This window comes from Marinactinospora thermotolerans DSM 45154 (assembly GCF_900167435.1).
Lineage (GTDB): Bacteria > Actinomycetota > Actinomycetes > Streptosporangiales > Streptosporangiaceae > Marinactinospora > Marinactinospora thermotolerans.
The window spans coordinates 58,235-74,874 of sequence record NZ_FUWS01000016.1; the positions used below are offsets into that span (position 1 = coordinate 58,235).

A 16,640-nucleotide genomic window follows, 5' to 3' on the forward strand; every position below is an offset into this window, starting at 1 on the left:
CCATGCCCCGGCCGCCTGCTGAGCCGGACGCGACGGGATCGGGCAGGCCCGGAACGAGGGGAACCCCCCCGTCCGCCGCCCAGGGACGGCGAACAGGCCCCAAACACCGGGGGCCCGTCGCCAGCGACGCGCAACTGGAGAGACTCCTTGAGACGCTGCGCGCTCGGGTCCAGGGCATCCGCTTCGCCGAGGGGATGCCCGGTGCCAGCGAGGGCAAGACCGCCCGCAGCGACGTCCTCGACCAGCTCAACGACTACGTCCTGCCGCGCGTACGGCGTGCCGACACCCCGCTGCTGATCGCCGTCGCCGGCTCCACCGGAGCCGGCAAGTCCACCCTCGTCAACAGCCTGGTGGGCGAGCAGGTCACCACCACCGGTGTGCGCCGGCCCACCACCAACAGCCCGGTGCTCGCCTGCAACCCGGCCGACGTCGACTGGTTCAGCGAGGCGGCGTTCCTCCCGTCGCTGCCCCGCGTGCGTCAGCAGGGACTGGCCATGCCGGGCAAGGACGGCATGCTCGTCCTCGCCGCCAGCGAGTGCATGCCCGAAGGCGTGGCGCTGCTGGACACCCCCGACGTCGACTCCGCGGTCGCGGCCCACCACGAGTTCGCCGCGAAGTTCCTCGACGCGGCCGACCTGTGGGTGTTCGTCACGACCAGCCGCCGGTACGCCGACGCCAGGGTGTGGGAGTTCCTCCAGGTCGCCCGCGACCGTGACACCTCGCTCGCCGTGGTGCTGTCGAGGGTGCCCAGACGCGGCCGGGAACAACTCGTCGACCATTTCGGGGCGATGCTCGAGGCCAACGGCCTGGGCGGGGCGGCGCGGTTCGTCATTCCCGAAACCGACCAGATCGCCAACGGCCGGTTCACCGCGGGCACCGCCGACCAGGTCCGTGGCTACCTCGCCGACGTCGCCGGCGATCTCGCCCTGCGCGACACCGTCGCGCGCCGTACCTTCGCCGGGGTGCTCGACAGCTTCCGCACCCGTGTCCCCGAGCTCGCCAAGCAGGTCGAGATCCAGGTCGAGGTCGGCAGGACGCTCGAGGCGGCCGTCTCGGAGGCCTTCGGGACCGCGCACGCCGAGGTCGAGGCGGCCCTGGGCGAGGGCGCGCTGCTGCGCGGCAACGTGCTGGCCCGCTGGCAGGACGTCGTCTCCAGCGGAGAACTCCTCCGTTCCCTGCGGGTGCGCAGCCGCCGTGGCGCCAAGAACGAGTCCGCCGCCGAGGCGACACGGGTCCAGGCGCTGGAACAGGCCATCCACGACGGCCTGGAGACGCTGGTGGTGACCGCGGCCCAGCGCGCGGGCGAGGAGATCATGGACCGCTGGGCCCAGGTCCCGGGCACGCAGGAACTCGTCGAGCGGCACGGGCTGGGCGCGACCCCGGTCGGCCTGGACCGCAGGACGCGCGAGGCCGTCGCCGCCTGGCAGCGCCGGGTGGTGGGGCTGATCGCCTCCGAAGGGGTCACGAAGCGTTCGGTCGCGCGTTTCGTCACCTACGACGAAGAGGCGTTCGCGCTGGTGCTTATCGTCGGTCTGCTCGGGTTCGACGCTTCCGAGGACAGGGCCGGCGGCGGGGCGGCCCCACAGCGGCTCCTCAAAGCGCTCTTCGGCGCCGAGTCCCTGCGTAACATTGGGACCAAGGCGCGCCACGACCTCCACGCGCGCATCGGTGAGCTTTTCGACGAGGAGAAGCGCCGCTTCGCCGCCGCGCTGTCCGCCGCCGACCTGCCGGGCGAGGACGACGCCGTCCAGCTCTACCAAGCCACATACAACCTTGAGATTGCGCGATGACGACTCACCGGAACCCCGCCCCAGTCGACGAGACGACGGAGGACGTTGATCCCCGGGAGACGGCCACGCGTCCCGCGGGCGCTGACCGACATTCGCAGGAGGGCCGGTACTCGGCTGCCGCGCCCGCCGAGCCGGACGCCTCCGAGCCCCTCCGCCCCGCCGCGGCCCCGCCCGATGGGGGCGGAGACACGGGCGGCGCCTTCCCGCCCCTGCGCCGGGCCGCCGATCACGCCGCCACCGGGCCGACCTGGGTGGCCCCGCGCGAGCGCGAGGACACCGCGAACGCGTCCGCCGCCGGCGCGGAAGGCGAGCCGCGGTTGCGTCCGGCGCGGCACGGCGATGTCCTGGACGGCGACGCGGCGGCCACTCCCGGGGGACGGCCCGCCTTCCGGTACGCGGTTCCCACCGCGGGCACCTCCCGGCCCCACTCCGACTCCGAGGCCGGCCCCTTCGCGCGGCCCGACAGCGTTACCGACACGCCGGTTCCCGAGAGCCAGGGGCGTCACGCGGCGCCCGTCCGGCCCACCGTCCAGGTCCCCCCGGCCGAGGAGGAGCCCTCCGAGACCGAGGCGGTGTCGCAGGCCGGCGGTTCCTCCGTCGACCCCGACGACCCCGAGGACCTGGCCGGCTGGGTCGGCAGTCTCACCGAGGCCGTCGCCGATGACGATTCCATCGCCGGCCGTCGCAGCGCGTCCGGCCCCGCACACGGCACCGCGTCAGAGCCCGAGGAAGCCCTGTCCGAGCACGCGGCGGTGCCGCCCGCGGAGGAGCAGGAGGCCGACCAGCGCCTCGACGGGGCCCCCTCCTGGACGCCGGCCGAACCGGTGGAGGAGGAAGAGGAAGAGGAGTACCGGCCGACCAGCTACGAGACGTGGCGGCCGATGCCCGAGACCACGCGCGCCGAACTCATCGCACGCCTGGACGCGCTGGCCACGCTGGTCGAGATCGGCCGCGACCACTTCGCCCCCGACCTCATCGAGCGGGCCCGGCACCTGCTCGGACACGCCGGCGCGCGCCTTCGGCTGTCGGCCGACCACACCGTCGTCGCGTTGGCGGGCGGCACCGGAAGCGGCAAGTCCTCGCTGTTCAACGCGCTGTGCGGGCTGGACCTCTCCCGCGTCGGCATCACCCGGCCCACCACCTCCTCGGCGCACGCCTGCGTCTGGGGGGACGAGGGCGCGGGCGGGCTGCTCGACTGGCTCGGAGTCCCGCCCCGCCACCGTCACTCGCGGGTCAGTGAACTCGACAAGGGCGACTCCGAGCTGTCCGGGCTCATTCTGCTGGACCTGCCCGACCACGACTCCGTCCGGGCCGTCCACACGGCCGAGGCCGACCGTCTCATCGGCGCCGTCGACCTGCTGGTGTGGGTCCTGGACCCGCAGAAGTACGCCGACGCCGCCGTCCACCACCGTTACCTCGCCGAGATGGCCGACCACGGCGCGGTCACCGTGGCGGTGCTCAACCAGGTCGATCGGGTGGCCGACGACGAGGTCGAGGAACTGCTCACCGACCTGCGGCGGTTGCTGGAGACCGAGTCCGGTGTCCACCCCAGGATCCTGACGGCGTCCACGGTCACCGGCCACGGCATCCGCGACCTACGCGACCTGCTCGTACGCACCGTCTCCGACCGGCGTGCCTCGATCGACCGGCTCGCCGCCGACCTCGACCAGGTGACGCGGGACTTCCAGCGTTACCTGGCCGACGGCGAGGCGCCCCGAATGCCCGATGAGATCCGCCGGACCCTGGTGGCCGATCTCGCCCGCGCCGGAGGCGTGAGCGCGGTCGCCGACGCCACCGACACCGTCTACGAACGCCGGGGGAGCAGGCTGGTCGGCTGGCCGGTCACCCGCTGGGCGCGACGGCTGCGCCGCGATCCACTACGGGCGGTGCGGCTGGACTTCCTCCGCGACGGCCTCCCCGAAGGCCCCGCCGGGCCGTTGGGGGCGCAGCACGCCGAGATCGACTCCGCCCTGGTCGCGGCGGCCGACCAGGCGGCGGCGGGTCTGCCCGAGCCGTGGCCGAAGCGGATGCGCGAGGCGGCTCGGGCCAACGCCGCCCAGCTCTCCGACGACCTCGGCGGCGCGGTCGCCGGGGCCGTGCCCGACCCGAAGGACACCCCCGGCTGGTGGACGGCGGTGCGCGCCCTGCAGTACGCGCTCGCCGCGCTCGCCGGGATGGGGCTGGTCTGGCTCGTGGAGTTGGTCGTCAGTTCCGCTCTCGGCGGGCTGACGGGGATGGCTGTCCTGGACGACCCCGTCTTCATCGGGTTCGCCGCGGCGCTGTCCGCTGCGACGCTGCTGGTCGGCTGGTTGACCGGGGTGGGCTGCCGCAACCTGGTGGGGGTCGCGGCGGGGCGCCGCCGCGAGGAGGTGGAGGAGAAGGCCACCGAGCGCGTCCGCGAGATCGCCGTGCAGCGTGTCGTGACCCCCCTCGAACACGAGCTCGCCGAGTACCGCAGGTTCGCCGAGGCGTTCAAGGCCGCCGCGGGACGATGAGCGGCCGAGGACTCCGGTAAGGAGGGAGGGGCCGGACGGGGATTCCCGTCCGGCCCCTCCGCGCATGTGGCTGTGCCCGGAGAATCGGACTAGCCCCACTGGACGACAGAAGCCATGGCTTCCTCCAAACCCTCCTCCGAAAAGGCGGATGGCATCGGCCACCGAGATTGGTCGTCTCCCTCGGTGGAATGCCTCGCCTACCCCCTCCTGAACTTCTCGGCCGCGCACACCCGTGCCGGCCTGCCCCGCCCCCGGTCCGGAAGCGACCCGAAGGCGTGGCGCTCCACCGATGATCCACCGTCGCAACCAGGAGATCGCCCGCATGGCCCGTCCCGGCCATGTGCACGGCATCCGGGAACGCGATGGCACGCGAACTCGTCCGAGAGTTGACGACGAGGTGAAGCAGGGCCAATCTAGCGGTTTTTCCCTTCGATGCACAGTTAGCGATTACAGTATTACTGTATGTAAACACCTGTTCGAGGCCGGCTGTCGCGTGATCCGCGGGAGCGGGGCGGTGTTTGCCGATGGGGGCGGGGCGGGAGCTGGGAGGTCGGGATGACGGTGGCACAGCGAGCCGTTACCGAGCGTGAGCGTCCCTGGGCGCCGCGAATGCGCGAGTGGCCCTTGTTCTCCCAGCCGCGCGCCTTGGTGTGGTTCATCGGCCTGGTCATAACCGTCGATCTGCTCTGCGGCGCCGGGGCGGTCGTTTCCAGCGACCTCGTCACCGCCGAGGTGGTGGCCTTCGTCGCCCTGGTGCTGTGCGCGGCGGTCTGCGTCGAGGCCATGCGGCGTCTGGGGATCCCCGCGGGGATCACCCGCGACCTGCTCGGCGCCTGGTGGATACCGGTGTTCCTGCTCCTCCCGCCGGTGTACTCGCTGCTGGCCCCCGTTCCGATCTACCTCATGCTGCAGTACCGGATCCGGCGGGCCATCGTGTTCCGCCGGGTTTTCAGCGCGGCCTCGGTGGCGCTGGCGGGCTTCACCGCCTCGGCGGTGTTCGACTTCGTCGCGCCCCAGGACGTGCTGTTCTCGACCGTCCTCGGCGGCGCCGCCGTGGGCGACACGCTCATCAGCGCCCGCGGTTTCGTGGCCGCGGCGGCCTGCTGTGTGCTGTTCACGGTCCTCAACACCATCGTCGTGGCGATCGCGGTCCATCTCAGCACCTCCGAGGGGACGCGACGGCGCCGGATGTGGGACCGCGAGACCGTGCTGCTGGACGGGGCGGAACTGTGCGTCGGCCTCATCGTCGCCATCCTGTGCGGGCTGTCCCCGCTGCTCCTCCTCGTGGCGTTGCCGCCGGTCCTGCTCCTCCAGCGCAGCCTGATGTTCCAGCAGTTGCAGACCGCGGCCCGCACCGACCCCAAGACGGGGTTGCTCAACGCCACCACCTGGGAGCACGAGGCCGAAGCCGAACTCGCCCGCGCGCTGGAGACCGGTCGCCCGGTCGCGGTGCTCATCGTCGACATCGACCACTTCAAGAGGGTCAACGACACCTACGGTCACCTGTTCGGCGACCAGGTTCTGCTCGGCGTGGCCAACACCATCACCCACCAGTTGCGTCAGTACGACATCGTGGGCAGATTCGGTGGCGAGGAGTTCGTCGCGCTGCTCCCGGGTGCCGACATGGCCGAGGCCTGCCGGGTGGCCGAGCGGCTGCGCTCACGCGTGGGGCGCATGGCGTTGCCCGTGGACGAGACCACGGTGTCCGTCACGATCTCCGTGGGGGTCGCCCTTCTGCGGGTCCACGGACGCGACCTCATCGAGCTCATGGCGGCCGCCGACCTCGCCCTCTACCGGGCCAAGGACTCCGGCCGCAACCGGGTCCGGCTTCCCGCCACGCCCGCGTCCGCGCTCCGCGACTCCGAGCCTCCCGCGGCCACCGCCGACTAGAACTGTCCACAGGCGCGCGGACGATGTTGATGCGCCACCCGGCGGCGACGCATCGTGTCTGCATGGTGACTCAACGCCCTCCCGGTTCCCCCGTCCGCCTTCCCCTTGCCACGCCCACCGACATCATCGCCGCCGTCCCCTACCTCCTGGGCCGCCATCCCTCCCACTGCCTGGTGGTTCTCGGGGCCCGCGGAGCAGCGTCCCAGGTCAGGCTCGCCGGGCGTTGCCCGTTGCCCGAGGAGGCCACGGCCGTTCCCGGGCTCGTCGCCGGGCTTGTCGAGCGGTTGGCGCGCGATCGGTGCGACCAGGCCGTCCTCGTCGGTTATGGCCCGCCGGAGCGGGTCGCGCCCTTCGCCCACGAGTTGGGCGAGGTCGCGGCGGCGTCCGGCGTCGCCCTGCGCGAAGCGCTACGGGTCGACGGTGGGCGCTACTGGTCCTACCTGTGTCCGGAACCGGCCTGCTGTCCGCCCGAGGGGACCAGATACGACGTCGTTTCCTCCACGATCCCCGCCACCGCGGTGCTCGCCGGCCTGGCGCCGCGGGGCGGCTCGGCCGTGCCGCAGGCCCTGGTGGCCCCCGTGGCGGGGAGCGTCAGGGACGAGATGGAACGCGCCACCCGGCGAGCCGAGGTCAGGCGTGGCCGTATGTGCGCGGAGCGGGAGGGGGCCGTCCCGGTCGAGTCCGCGCTGCTGGCCGAAGGTGCGCGCGCGGTGGCCGAGGCGGTGGACGACGCCCGGGTCGGAAGGCTGCCGGGCTCCTGCGACCGTGTGGCCTGGCTGGGCGTCCTGCTGGCGACCGTGTCGGTGCGCGACGAGGCATGGGCGCGTATCCGCCCCCCGGACGCGGCCGCCCACGTCCGCTTGTGGCGTTACGTGCTACGCAGGGTCGAGCCCTCCTATACCCCGGCCCCCGGCGCGCTGCTGGCGTTCGCGGCCTGGCAACAGGGCGACACCGCGCTGGCCGACGCCGCGCTGGACCGGGTCGACTCCGCGTCCCCCGGCTATCCCATGGCCGTCCTCCTCCGCCAGGCCCTGCAAAGGGGAGTCTCCCCGCGTGACTGGCCCCAACGGGGGGCTGGGCGTGCCGGTGAGCCGCCACCGCCGCACGGCCCGACGGCGGGACAGCGTTGGGCGGGTCCGGACTGGCCGGGGCACCGGCGGTGACGCCCTAGTCTTGAAGACATGCCGGAGTACATCTACACGATGCGAAACGTGCGCAAGGCGCATGGTGACAAGGTTGTCTTGGACGACGTCTCGGGTTCCTTCCTCCCCGGGGCCAAGATCGGTGTCGTGGGGCCGAACGGCGCGGGCAAGTCCACGCTGCTGAAGCTGATGGCCGGCCTTGAGCAGCCGTCCAACGGCGAGGCCCGGCTCATGCCCGGGTTCACCGTGGGCCTTCTCGCGCAGGAGCCGAAGCTCGACCCGGACAAGACGGTCCTGCAAAACGTCGAGGACGGTGTGGCCGAGACCAAGGCGATGCTCGACCGCTTCAACGAGATCGCCGAGCAGATGGCCACGGACTACTCCGACGACCTGCTCGAAGAGATGGGCAAGCTCCAGGAGCAGCTCGACCACCGCAACGCCTGGGACCTCGACAGCCAGCTCGCCCAGGCCATGGACGCCCTGCGCTGCCCGCCCGCTGACGCCAACGTTTCCGTCCTCTCCGGTGGTGAGAAGCGCCGCGTGGCGCTGTGCAAGCTCCTCCTCGAACAGCCCGACCTGCTGCTGCTCGACGAGCCCACCAACCACCTCGACGCCGAGAGCGTCCAGTGGCTGGAACAGCATCTGGCGAACTACCCCGGCACCATCATCGCGATCACCCACGACCGTTACTTCCTCGACCACGTCGCCACCTGGATCCTCGAGATCGACCGTGGCCGGCTCTACCCCTACGAGGGCAACTACACGACCTACCTCGACACCAAGGCGGCCCGCCTGAAGGTCGAGGGCCAGAAGGACGCCAAGCGGCAGCGGCGCCTTCAGGAGGAGCTGGAGTGGGTCCGCTCCAACGCCAAGGCCCGCCAGACCAAGAGCAAGGCCCGCCTCCAGCGGTACGAGGAGATGGCCGCCGAGGCGGCCAAGACCCGCAAGCTGGACTTCGAGGAGATCCAGATCCCGCCGGGTCCGCGCCTGGGCAACACCGTCGTCGAGGTCAAGAACCTCACCAAGGGCTTCGACGACCGTCTGCTCATCGAGAAGCTCAGCTTCTCCCTGCCGCCGAACGGCATCGTCGGCGTCATCGGCCCCAACGGTGTCGGTAAGACGACGCTGTTCAAGATGCTGGTCGGCGAGGAGCAGCCCGACTCCGGCGAGATCACGGTCGGCGACACGGTCAAGATCTCCTACGTCGACCAGTACCGCGGCCGCATCGCCGACGACAAGAACGTCTGGGAGACGATCTCCGACGGCGAGACCTTCATCCGGGTCGGCGACGTCGAGATCCCCAGCCGGGCCTACGTCGCGGCCTTCGGTTTCAAGGGATCCGACCAGCAGAAGTCGGCCGGGGTCCTCTCCGGAGGCGAGCGCAACCGGGTCAACCTCGCCCTCACCCTCAAGCAGGGGGGCAACCTCCTCCTGCTGGACGAGCCGACCAACGACCTCGACGTCGAGACGCTGGGCTCGCTGGAGAACGCGCTGCTGGAGTTCCCCGGCTGCGCCGTGATCACCAGCCACGACCGCTGGTTCCTGGACCGGGTGGCCACGCACATCCTGGCCTGGGAGGGCGACGCCAACTGGTTCTGGTTCGAGGGCAACTTCGAGTCCTACGAGAAGAACAAGATCGAGCGCCTCGGCCCCGACGCCGCGAGGCCGCACGCGGTCACGCACCGCAAGCTGACCCGCGACTGAGCCGGCCGCTGTGGACGCGCCGGTCCGCTCCCGTACCGTGGAGTGAGGCCGGCGCGCCCCTTTCAGGCCGGCCCCCGGGTCCGTCACGACATAGGCTGGCAGGCGACTATGACTTCCCCGCACGATGACAAAGTGACGTTCTACGAGGCGGTGGGGGGAGAGGAAACCTTCACCCGTCTCGTCCGGCGTTTCTACGAGGGGGTCGCCACCGACCCCGTGCTGCGGCCGATGTACCCCGAGGAGGACCTCGGGCCGGCCGAGGAGCGGCTTCGGCTGTTCCTCGTCCAGTACTGGGGCGGTCCGCGCACCTACAGCGAGCGCCGCGGCCACCCCCGGCTGCGGATGCGCCACTTCCCCTTCCGGATCGGTGGCGAGGAACGCGACCGCTGGCTGGCGCACATGCGCGCCGCGATCGACGACCTCGCGCTGCCCCCCGAAGCCGAGCGGATGATGTGGGACTACATGGTCCACGCGGCCCACAGCATGGTGAACGTGCCCGAGGAGACCAGCGCTCCCGTCGGGCAGGTGGCCGATCCCACCGGCATCACCGTGCGCTCCGCCGATGACACCCCCGACGACGACGATGGCGAGGCCATCACCGTCTCGCTGAAGTGATCCCGCCGGCCGGATGTCCTGGCGGGACGACGGCGATCGCCAGGCCGCAGAACAGCGCCGTCCCCGCGAAGGCGACCGCGTAGCCCCACGTCTGGATCAGGGCGCCGGCGATCAGGGGGGTGAGCGTGGCCGCCACCGATTGCAGCGAGTTCTGCACCGCCATGGCCCGGCCCGCCCAGGCCAGGCCGGCGGTCTCGGCGACCGCGGTGAACGTCAGCCCGTTGTGGCTCATGGACAGCAGTAGGCACAGCGCCAGCAGGACCACGCCGGCGGCCGAGGAGGTCCACGCCGCGCCGGCGAGCAGCAGCAGGGCCGCTCCGGTGGCGGCCGCGATGATCCGCACGGGGCCGAGCCTGTTGCCGATCCGGTCCGACCAGGCGCCCGCGCCCAGCCGGACCAATGCGCCGGGAAGCTGGACGAGCGAGATGAACACCCCCGCGGTGGCGGCTCGCCACCCGTGCTCGTCGACGAGGTAGACCAGCGCGTAGGTCATCAGCGCCGACTGGGGTACCCCCAGCAGCATGCTCGTCCCGTGGACCCGCCAGATCGTGCTCCGCAGGTAGGGGGAACCCGTCGCCCCCTCTCCGCCGGGGTCGGCGCGTGGGGCCCGCGCCTGTCGCGCCCCCGTCGCGAAAAGCGCGGCCAGGGGCGCGGTGGCCAGCGACAGGCCCGCGGGCAGGAGCATCGCGGTGACGAAGCCGTACCGCTCGGCCAGCAGGGGGAGCAGGGCCGCGGCCAGGGCCATGCCCAGAGGCTGGGCCGCCTGCCGGATCCCCATGGCCAGGCCACGCTCGTGCGCGGCGAACCAGCCGAGCACCAGACGCCCGCTGGCGGCGTTCACCGGCCCGCTGGCCGCCCCCACCAGGGCGAGCAGCACTCCCACGCCCACGGGCGAGTCGACGGCCGCGAGCAGGGCGAGCACGCCGGCGGTGAGAAGCAGGCTCAGGGTCATCGTGACCCGCTCGCCGTAGCGGTCGATCGCCACGCCCCAGGCGAGCAGCGTCAGCAGCAGGCCCAGGCTGGGCATTCCCGCCAGGGTGCCGGCCTGGGCGACCGTCAGACCGTAGGCCGCGCGCAGTTCCGGGATGACGAACGGCACCCCGAACAGCGCACAGATGCTGGCGATCTGGGCGGAGATCGCCACGCAGAGGACGAACCAGCGGTTTGCGGCGAGCACCGGACCAGACTAGGGCGCGGGCGACGAGGGGGAAGGCGCGGGGCCTCAGGGGGAGGGCTCTCCGGCGACCTGGTAGGCGGCGAGGTGGTCGCGTTCGTCCTGGTCGAGCCGGCGGACCCGTTGGGTGTCCAGGTCGAAGCCGACGAGCACCGACTTGGCGCGTACGTAGAGGTGGTCGTCGTCGACGATCTCGTACTCCAGGGTGAAGCTGGCGTTCTTCACCTCGGTCACCCATGTCTCGACGCGGACGGGCTCGCGGCGCAGCAGGATCGGACGGACGTAGTCGACCTCGTGGCGTGCCACCACCAGGCTGCCGAAGCGTGTCCGTCCCTCGCCGTCCCAGCGCAGGAAGGAGATACGGGCGTCTTCGAGGTAGGTCAGCATCCGTACGTTGTTGACGTGGTTGAGCGGGTCGAGGTCGGCGAAACGGACGTGGGCCAGGTACACGTGCCGGCGCGCGCCGCCGTTCCCGCCGTCGGTCGTGGGTGCCTCGGTCGCGGCCTCTACCACGGTTCTTCCTACTTCCTTTCGCGGGTGTTCCATCCCTGATTGTCGCAAGTGTCCATTGGGATCGGGGAACGGGCCAGGCGCCGTCCCGTCCGGGACCGGCCCCGGACGGGACGGCCGGGGTCAGGCCGAAGGGAGCCCCAGGCCGGTGTAGTAGGCGAGGAAGGCCAACTGGTCGGCGCCAAGCCCCACGCTGCGGCTCACCGAACGAGAACTGTGCCCGACCTCGGCCTCGCGGCGTAGCAGGATCGGGCGTTCCTCGATCGACGCGGACGTCGCGTGCTGCACCGCCGCGCACATCTTGCGGGCGTGTAGCGGATCCACCCGGGTGTCGTTGTCGAAGACCGTGAACAGGGTCGCCGGGTAGGCGACCCCTTCGGCGACGTTGTGGTAGGGGGAGTAGCCGAGCAGCCAGCCCAGCGCCTCGGGGTCCCTGGCGCTGCCGTACTCGACATCCCACAGCTGGCCCAGGCCGAACCGCTCGTAGCGGACCATGTCCAGCAGGGGGGCCGAGCACACGGCGGCGGCGAACAGGTCCGGTCGTTGGGTGATCATCGCCCCCACGAGCAGTCCGCCGTTGCTGCCGCCCATGACGGCCAGTTGTCCCGATGTGGTGACACCGGACGCGATCAGGTGCTCGGCGGCAGCGGCGCAGTCGTCGAACACGTTCTGCTTACGCCCGAGCATGCCGTCGCGGTGCCACTGCTCGCCCTCCTCCAGGCCGCCGCGCAGGGACGCGATCGCGTACACGCCGCCCGCCCGGATCCAGGCCAGCGCCGTGGCCGAGTAGACGGGGGTCAGCGAGACGGAGAACCCGCCGTAGCCGTAGAGGATCGTCGGCCGAGGGCCGTCGGCGTCGGCCGGGGAGATGACGAGCATCCGCACGGGGGTCCCGTCACGGGAGGTGTAGGTGACCTGCTCGGTACGCACCGGTGGAGCCTCCGCCGAACCGGGCGGGTCGGCCCAGGTGGTCACCGCGTCGGTGCGCGCGTCGTAGTGCAGGACCCGCATCGGCGAGGTGGTGTCGGTGTAGGTGAACCAGGCCTCGTGGCCGCCCTCGGGCCGTTCCATCAGCCCGCCGACCGATCCGAGCCCGGGCAGGGGGAGCGAACCGCGTCGTGCGCCGGTGGGCAGGTCGTGTACGTCGATCTCGCTGATCGCGTGCCGGCGGTGTGCGACCAGCAGGGTCGGGGTGGGGGCCTCGGGACCGTCGAGGATCGCATACCCGCTGAGGACGGAGTCGGAGTCGGCGGCGACGAGGGTACGCCAGTGCTCGTACCCCGGTGTCTCGGGGGAGGTCACGCACAACCTGCCGCGTGGCGCGTCACGGTCGGTGAACAGGTACAGCCGGCCGTCGCGGCCCACGTACGGGGAGACCTCGGCGTCCACGCCCTCCTGGATGGTCGAGAACCGTGGTCTCTCGGGGCCGCTCAGGGACAGGTCGGCGATCCAGGCGTCGTTGCGAGGCGAGGTGCCGCGGGTGGAGGTGAGCAGCAGCCAACGACCGTCCCGGCTCACCGCGACCCCGTAGTACTCGGTCTTGTCCCGATCGGACCCGAAGACGAGCACGTCCTCCTCGGCCGGACGGCCGATGCGGTGCAGGTAGACGCGCCGGTGGTACTGCTCCTCCCCCTCGGGGACCTGGTCCGACGGGAGCCTGCGGACGTAGTAGAAGGCTTCGCCGCCGGGCAACCAGGCGATGGGGGAGTAGCGGCAACGGTCGATGGGGCCGTCCACGATCTCGCCGGTGGCCACGTCCATGATCCGCAGCAGGGATTCCTCGTCACCGCCCTCGGAGAGCTGGTAGGCGAGCAGCCGGCCGTCGAGGTCGGGGCGCCAGGAGTCGAGCGTGGTGGCGCCCGTGGGGTCCAACGAGGTGGGATCGACCAGGACACGCTCGTTCCCGCTCGCCGGGTCCACGGTGTAGAGCACGCCGTGTTCCTGCTCGGCGGTGCGCCGGGTGAAGAACTGTCGTTCGCCGCGCCAGATGGGAGCGCCGACGAAGCCGGCCCCCAGGAGTTCGTGCAGTTGTTCACCGAACCAGGCGCGGCCGGGCAACCGGGCCGCCATGTCGCAGAAGAGCGTGTCCTGGGCGGCCGCCCACTCCTTGGTGCGGGCCGAGTCGGCCTCCTCCAGCCAACGGTAGGGGTCGGCGACCAGACGGCCGTGCAGGGTCTCGGTGAGCTCAAGGCGCTCAGCTGCGGGGTAGCGGCGTTCAGGCATGGTCGAACTCTATCCACCGACCGCTCCGTGGTCGTCGGGGAAAGAGGAAGGGAGAAGCGCGATTATTCCCTTCCGTCTTGTTTTTTCGACACTCCGAATAAATGGGGTGGCGGCAACCTGGCCAGACAAAGCAAACTGAAAGCGGGACGTTACTCGGCGGGAACCACCCACGGGAGGTCCGTGTGGCAACGCGAACAGAACCGGTCGCAAGGCCGGTCCACAGGGAGGTCTCCTGGCTGGCCGACAGGCTGGCCGGGGACGAGACAGGGTCGGCCGGAGTACCGGCCTCCCAGGAGCCAGCATGAGCGCCCGGCGCGGCTCGGAGGGCGGCACAGTCAGCCGTCATGTGCTGCTGCTCAACGCCAGCTACGAACCGTTGACGACGCTGCCGCTGCGTCGGGCGATTCTGCTGGTACTCCGGGAGAAAGCCGAAGTGGTCCACGGGGACGCGGCGGGAACCGTGCTCCATTCGGCGACGATGGCGCTGTCGGTGCCATCGGTGATCAGACTCCACCGCTACATCCGGGTGCCCTACCGGCGTAGGGTCCCACTCACCCGGGTGGCGTTGATGCGGCGCGATGGCTACCACTGCGCCTACTGCGGGAAACGGGCCGAAACCATCGACCACGTCATCCCCCGCAGCCGTGGTGGCGCGCACACCTGGGAGAACGTGGTGGCCTCCTGCAAGACGTGCAACCATCGCAAGGCCGATCGCCTCCTCGACGAGCTCGGCTGGGAACTGAACGTGACCCCCACGGTTCCCCGCGGGATGCACTGGAGGCTGATCAACGGCGAACAACACGGCGATCCCCTGTGGGCGCCGTACATGGCGAGGGTGGCGGCCTAGCCCCTGGCGTCCGGGACGGGCCGGTCCCAACCGTCCCGGACGATCGCGGATCGCCGTGGTCCATCGGACTCGAGACAACCGGTCGGCTGCTTCTATCCTGCTCTCATGCCTCGATACGAATTCCGCTGTCGCGCCTGCGACGACACGTTCGAGATCTCCCGGCCCATGGCCGAGTCCGCCGACCCCGCCTCCTGCCCGCGGGGACACGACGACACGGTGCGCCTGCTGTCGACCGTCGCCGTGGGCACAACCGCGAGCCCGCCCTCGGGGGGCGGCTGCTGCGGAGGCGGCTGCTGCGGCTGAGCGGCCGCCGCGCCGGGGCGGGAGCGCAACCGTCTCCCGTCCCGGCGCCTGCGTTACCGGGCGCTACCGAGCGGGCCGCTCCAGCTGCGAGACATCGCGGGCGGCCCCGGTCGAGGCCGAGGTGGCCATGGCCGCGTAGGCGCGCAGCGCCGCGCTGACCTGACGCTCGCGGTTCTTCGGACGGAAGCCGCCGAGCTCCTCCAACAGCTGCGCGCGCCGGTCGGCGAGCTCCTCGGCCGGCACCTCCAGCACCAGGCCGCGGTTGGGGATGTCGATGCTGATGATGTCGCCGTCGCGGACCAGGGCGATGTCACCCCCCGCCGCGGCCTCGGGTGAGGCGTGCCCGATGGACAGACCCGAAGTGCCGCCGGAGAAACGGCCGTCGGTGATCAGCGCGCACGATTTGCCCAGTCCACGGCCCTTGAGGAAGCTCGTCGGGTAGAGCATCTCCTGCATGCCGGGCCCTCCCTTGGGGCCCTCGTAGCGGATGACGACGACGTCGCCGGCCTCGACGCGCTTGCCGAGGATGCCGTCGACCGCCTCCTCCTGGCTTTCGAAGACCTTGGCCGGACCCCGGAAGGTCCACAGCTCCTCCTCGACCCCCGCGGTCTTGACGATGGCGCCGTCAGGGGCGAGGTTGCCGTAGAGGACGGCCAGACCGCCGTCGGCGGTGTAGGCGTGCTCGACGTCGCGGATGCAGCCGTTCGCGCGGTCGGTGTCCAGGCTGTCCCAACGGACGTCCTGGGAGTAGGCGCGCGTCGTGCGCTTCCCGCCGGGGGCGGCGTGGAACAGCTCGACGGCCTCGGGCAGCACGCTCTCGGAGGCGATGTCCCAGTTGGCCAGGTACTCTCCCACGGTCGTGCCGTGCACGGTCGGCAGCGAGGTGTCGAGCAGCCCGCCCCGCGCCAGCTCACCGAGGATGGCGGGGATGCCGCCGGCCCGGTGGACGTCCTCGATGTGGTACTTGTCGGTGTTCGGCGCGACCTTGCACAGGCAGGGCACCCGCCGGGACATCGCGTCGATCTCCGGCAGGCCGAACTTCACGCCCGCCTCGGTCGCCGCGGCCAGCAGGTGCAGGATCGTGTTGGTCGACCCGCCCATCGCGATGTCGAGCGCCATGGCGTTGCCGAAGGCGGCCGGAGTGGCGATCGACAGGGGCAGGACCGATTCGTCGTCGTCCTCGTAGTAGCGCTTCGCGGCCTCGACCACCAGACGTCCGGCGTCCTCGTAGAGGCGCTTGCGGGCGACGTGGGTGGCCAGCACGGTGCCGTTGCCCGGCAGGGCCAGGCCGATCGCCTCGGTCAGGCAGTTCATCGAGTTGGCGGTGAACATGCCCGAGCAGGAGCCGCACGTGGGACAGGCGGCCTCCTCCATCTCGTCGAGCTCGGCCTGGGAGACGTTCTCGTCGGCGGCGGCGATCATCGGGTTGATCAGGTCGAGCTTGCGGACCTTCGTGGCGGTGCCCTCGACCACGGTGACCTTGCCGGCCTCCATCGGGCCGCCCGAGACGAACACCGTCGGGATGTTGAGCCGCAGCGCCGCCAGCAGCATGCCCGGGGTGATCTTGTCGCAGTTGGAGACGCACACGAGCGCGTCGGCGCAGTGCGCGTTGACCATGTACTCCACGGCGTCGGCGATGAGCTCACGGCTGGGCAGCGAGTAGAGCATGCCGCCGTGGCCCATGGCGATGCCGTCGTCCACGGCGATCGTGTTGAACTCCCGGGGCACGCCTCCGGCCTCGCGTACGGCGTTCGCGACGACGTCGGCCACCTCGCGCAGGTGGACGTGGCCCGGCACGAACTGGGTGAAGCTGTTGGCCACCGCGACGATCGGCTTGCCGAAGTCCTCGCGTTCCACGCCGGACGCGCGCATGAGAGCGCGCGCGCCGGCCATGTTCCTGCCATGGGTGACCGTGCGTGAGCGAAGCGCGGGCATGGGGTGGGCTCC

At 71.4% G+C, this 16,640-nt stretch carries 12 protein-coding genes; 8 read left to right on the forward strand and 4 right to left on the reverse strand.

Annotated features, from left to right (window positions below; translation table 11 throughout):
* Positions 1–2: 2 nt before the first annotated feature.
* The 6 genes from B5D66_RS22785 (at position 3) to B5D66_RS22810 (ending at position 9,636) form a co-directional block, all read left to right on the forward strand.
* The gene (locus tag B5D66_RS22785) at positions 3–1,790 is read left to right on the forward strand and encodes a GTPase (protein ID WP_078763894.1); all 1,788 of its coding nucleotides are present in this window, start codon (positions 3–5) and stop codon (positions 1,788–1,790) included.
* On the forward strand, positions 1,787–4,285 hold the full coding sequence (locus B5D66_RS22790; protein WP_078763862.1) for a GTPase: 2,499 nt from the start codon (positions 1,787–1,789) through the stop codon (positions 4,283–4,285). Before B5D66_RS22785 ends, B5D66_RS22790 begins: the two co-directional genes overlap by 4 nt.
* 609 nt (positions 4,286–4,894) lie before the next feature.
* Complete coding sequence (locus tag B5D66_RS22795; protein ID WP_235001175.1) at positions 4,895–6,175, forward strand: GGDEF domain-containing protein; 1,281 nt, start codon at positions 4,895–4,897, stop codon at positions 6,173–6,175.
* A 62-nt stretch (positions 6,176–6,237) separates the two neighbouring features.
* Positions 6,238–7,338: a DUF4192 domain-containing protein gene (locus B5D66_RS22800; protein ID WP_159457305.1), complete on the forward strand. Its 1,101-nt coding sequence runs from the start codon at positions 6,238–6,240 to the stop codon at positions 7,336–7,338.
* 18 nt (positions 7,339–7,356) lie between these two features.
* Positions 7,357–9,021: an energy-dependent translational throttle protein EttA gene (ettA, locus tag B5D66_RS22805; protein WP_078763865.1), complete on the forward strand. Its 1,665-nt coding sequence runs from the start codon at positions 7,357–7,359 to the stop codon at positions 9,019–9,021.
* A gap of 132 nt (positions 9,022–9,153) precedes the next feature.
* Positions 9,154–9,636 carry a globin gene (locus B5D66_RS22810; protein WP_235001176.1) on the forward strand — a complete coding sequence of 161 codons (483 nt, stop codon included), beginning with the start codon at positions 9,154–9,156 and terminating at the stop codon, positions 9,634–9,636.
* Here B5D66_RS22810 and B5D66_RS22815 read toward each other — a convergent pair.
* The 3 genes from B5D66_RS22815 to B5D66_RS22825 all read right to left on the reverse strand — a co-directional run bounded on the left by B5D66_RS22815 (position 9,617) and on the right by B5D66_RS22825 (position 13,543).
* Positions 9,617–10,813, reverse strand: coding sequence for an MFS transporter (locus tag B5D66_RS22815; protein WP_078763867.1), 1,197 nt, complete (start codon positions 10,811–10,813; stop codon positions 9,617–9,619). The two genes, B5D66_RS22810 and B5D66_RS22815, sit on opposite strands and share 20 nt — an antisense overlap.
* 45 nt (positions 10,814–10,858) lie before the next feature.
* Positions 10,859–11,323, reverse strand: a complete 465-nt coding sequence (locus B5D66_RS22820; protein WP_235001177.1) for an acyl-CoA thioesterase — start codon at positions 11,321–11,323, stop codon at positions 10,859–10,861.
* Between the two features lie 120 nt (positions 11,324–11,443).
* On the reverse strand, positions 11,444–13,543 hold the full coding sequence (locus B5D66_RS22825) for a prolyl oligopeptidase family serine peptidase (protein ID WP_078763869.1): 2,100 nt from the start codon (positions 13,541–13,543) through the stop codon (positions 11,444–11,446).
* A gap of 346 nt (positions 13,544–13,889) precedes the next feature.
* Here B5D66_RS22825 and B5D66_RS22830 point away from each other — a divergent pair, with 346 nt between their 5' ends.
* Positions 13,890–14,390: an HNH endonuclease gene (locus B5D66_RS22830; protein ID WP_078763895.1), complete on the forward strand. Its 501-nt coding sequence runs from the start codon at positions 13,890–13,892 to the stop codon at positions 14,388–14,390.
* A 105-nt stretch (positions 14,391–14,495) separates the two neighbouring features.
* Positions 14,496–14,693: an FmdB family zinc ribbon protein gene (locus B5D66_RS22835; RefSeq protein WP_078763870.1), complete on the forward strand. Its 198-nt coding sequence runs from the start codon at positions 14,496–14,498 to the stop codon at positions 14,691–14,693.
* A 63-nt stretch (positions 14,694–14,756) separates the two neighbouring features.
* Here B5D66_RS22835 and ilvD read toward each other — a convergent pair whose 3' ends face one another.
* Positions 14,757–16,628, reverse strand: a complete 1,872-nt coding sequence (gene ilvD / locus B5D66_RS22840) for a dihydroxy-acid dehydratase (RefSeq protein ID WP_078763871.1) — start codon at positions 16,626–16,628, stop codon at positions 14,757–14,759.
* Positions 16,629–16,640: the final 12 nt, after the last annotated feature.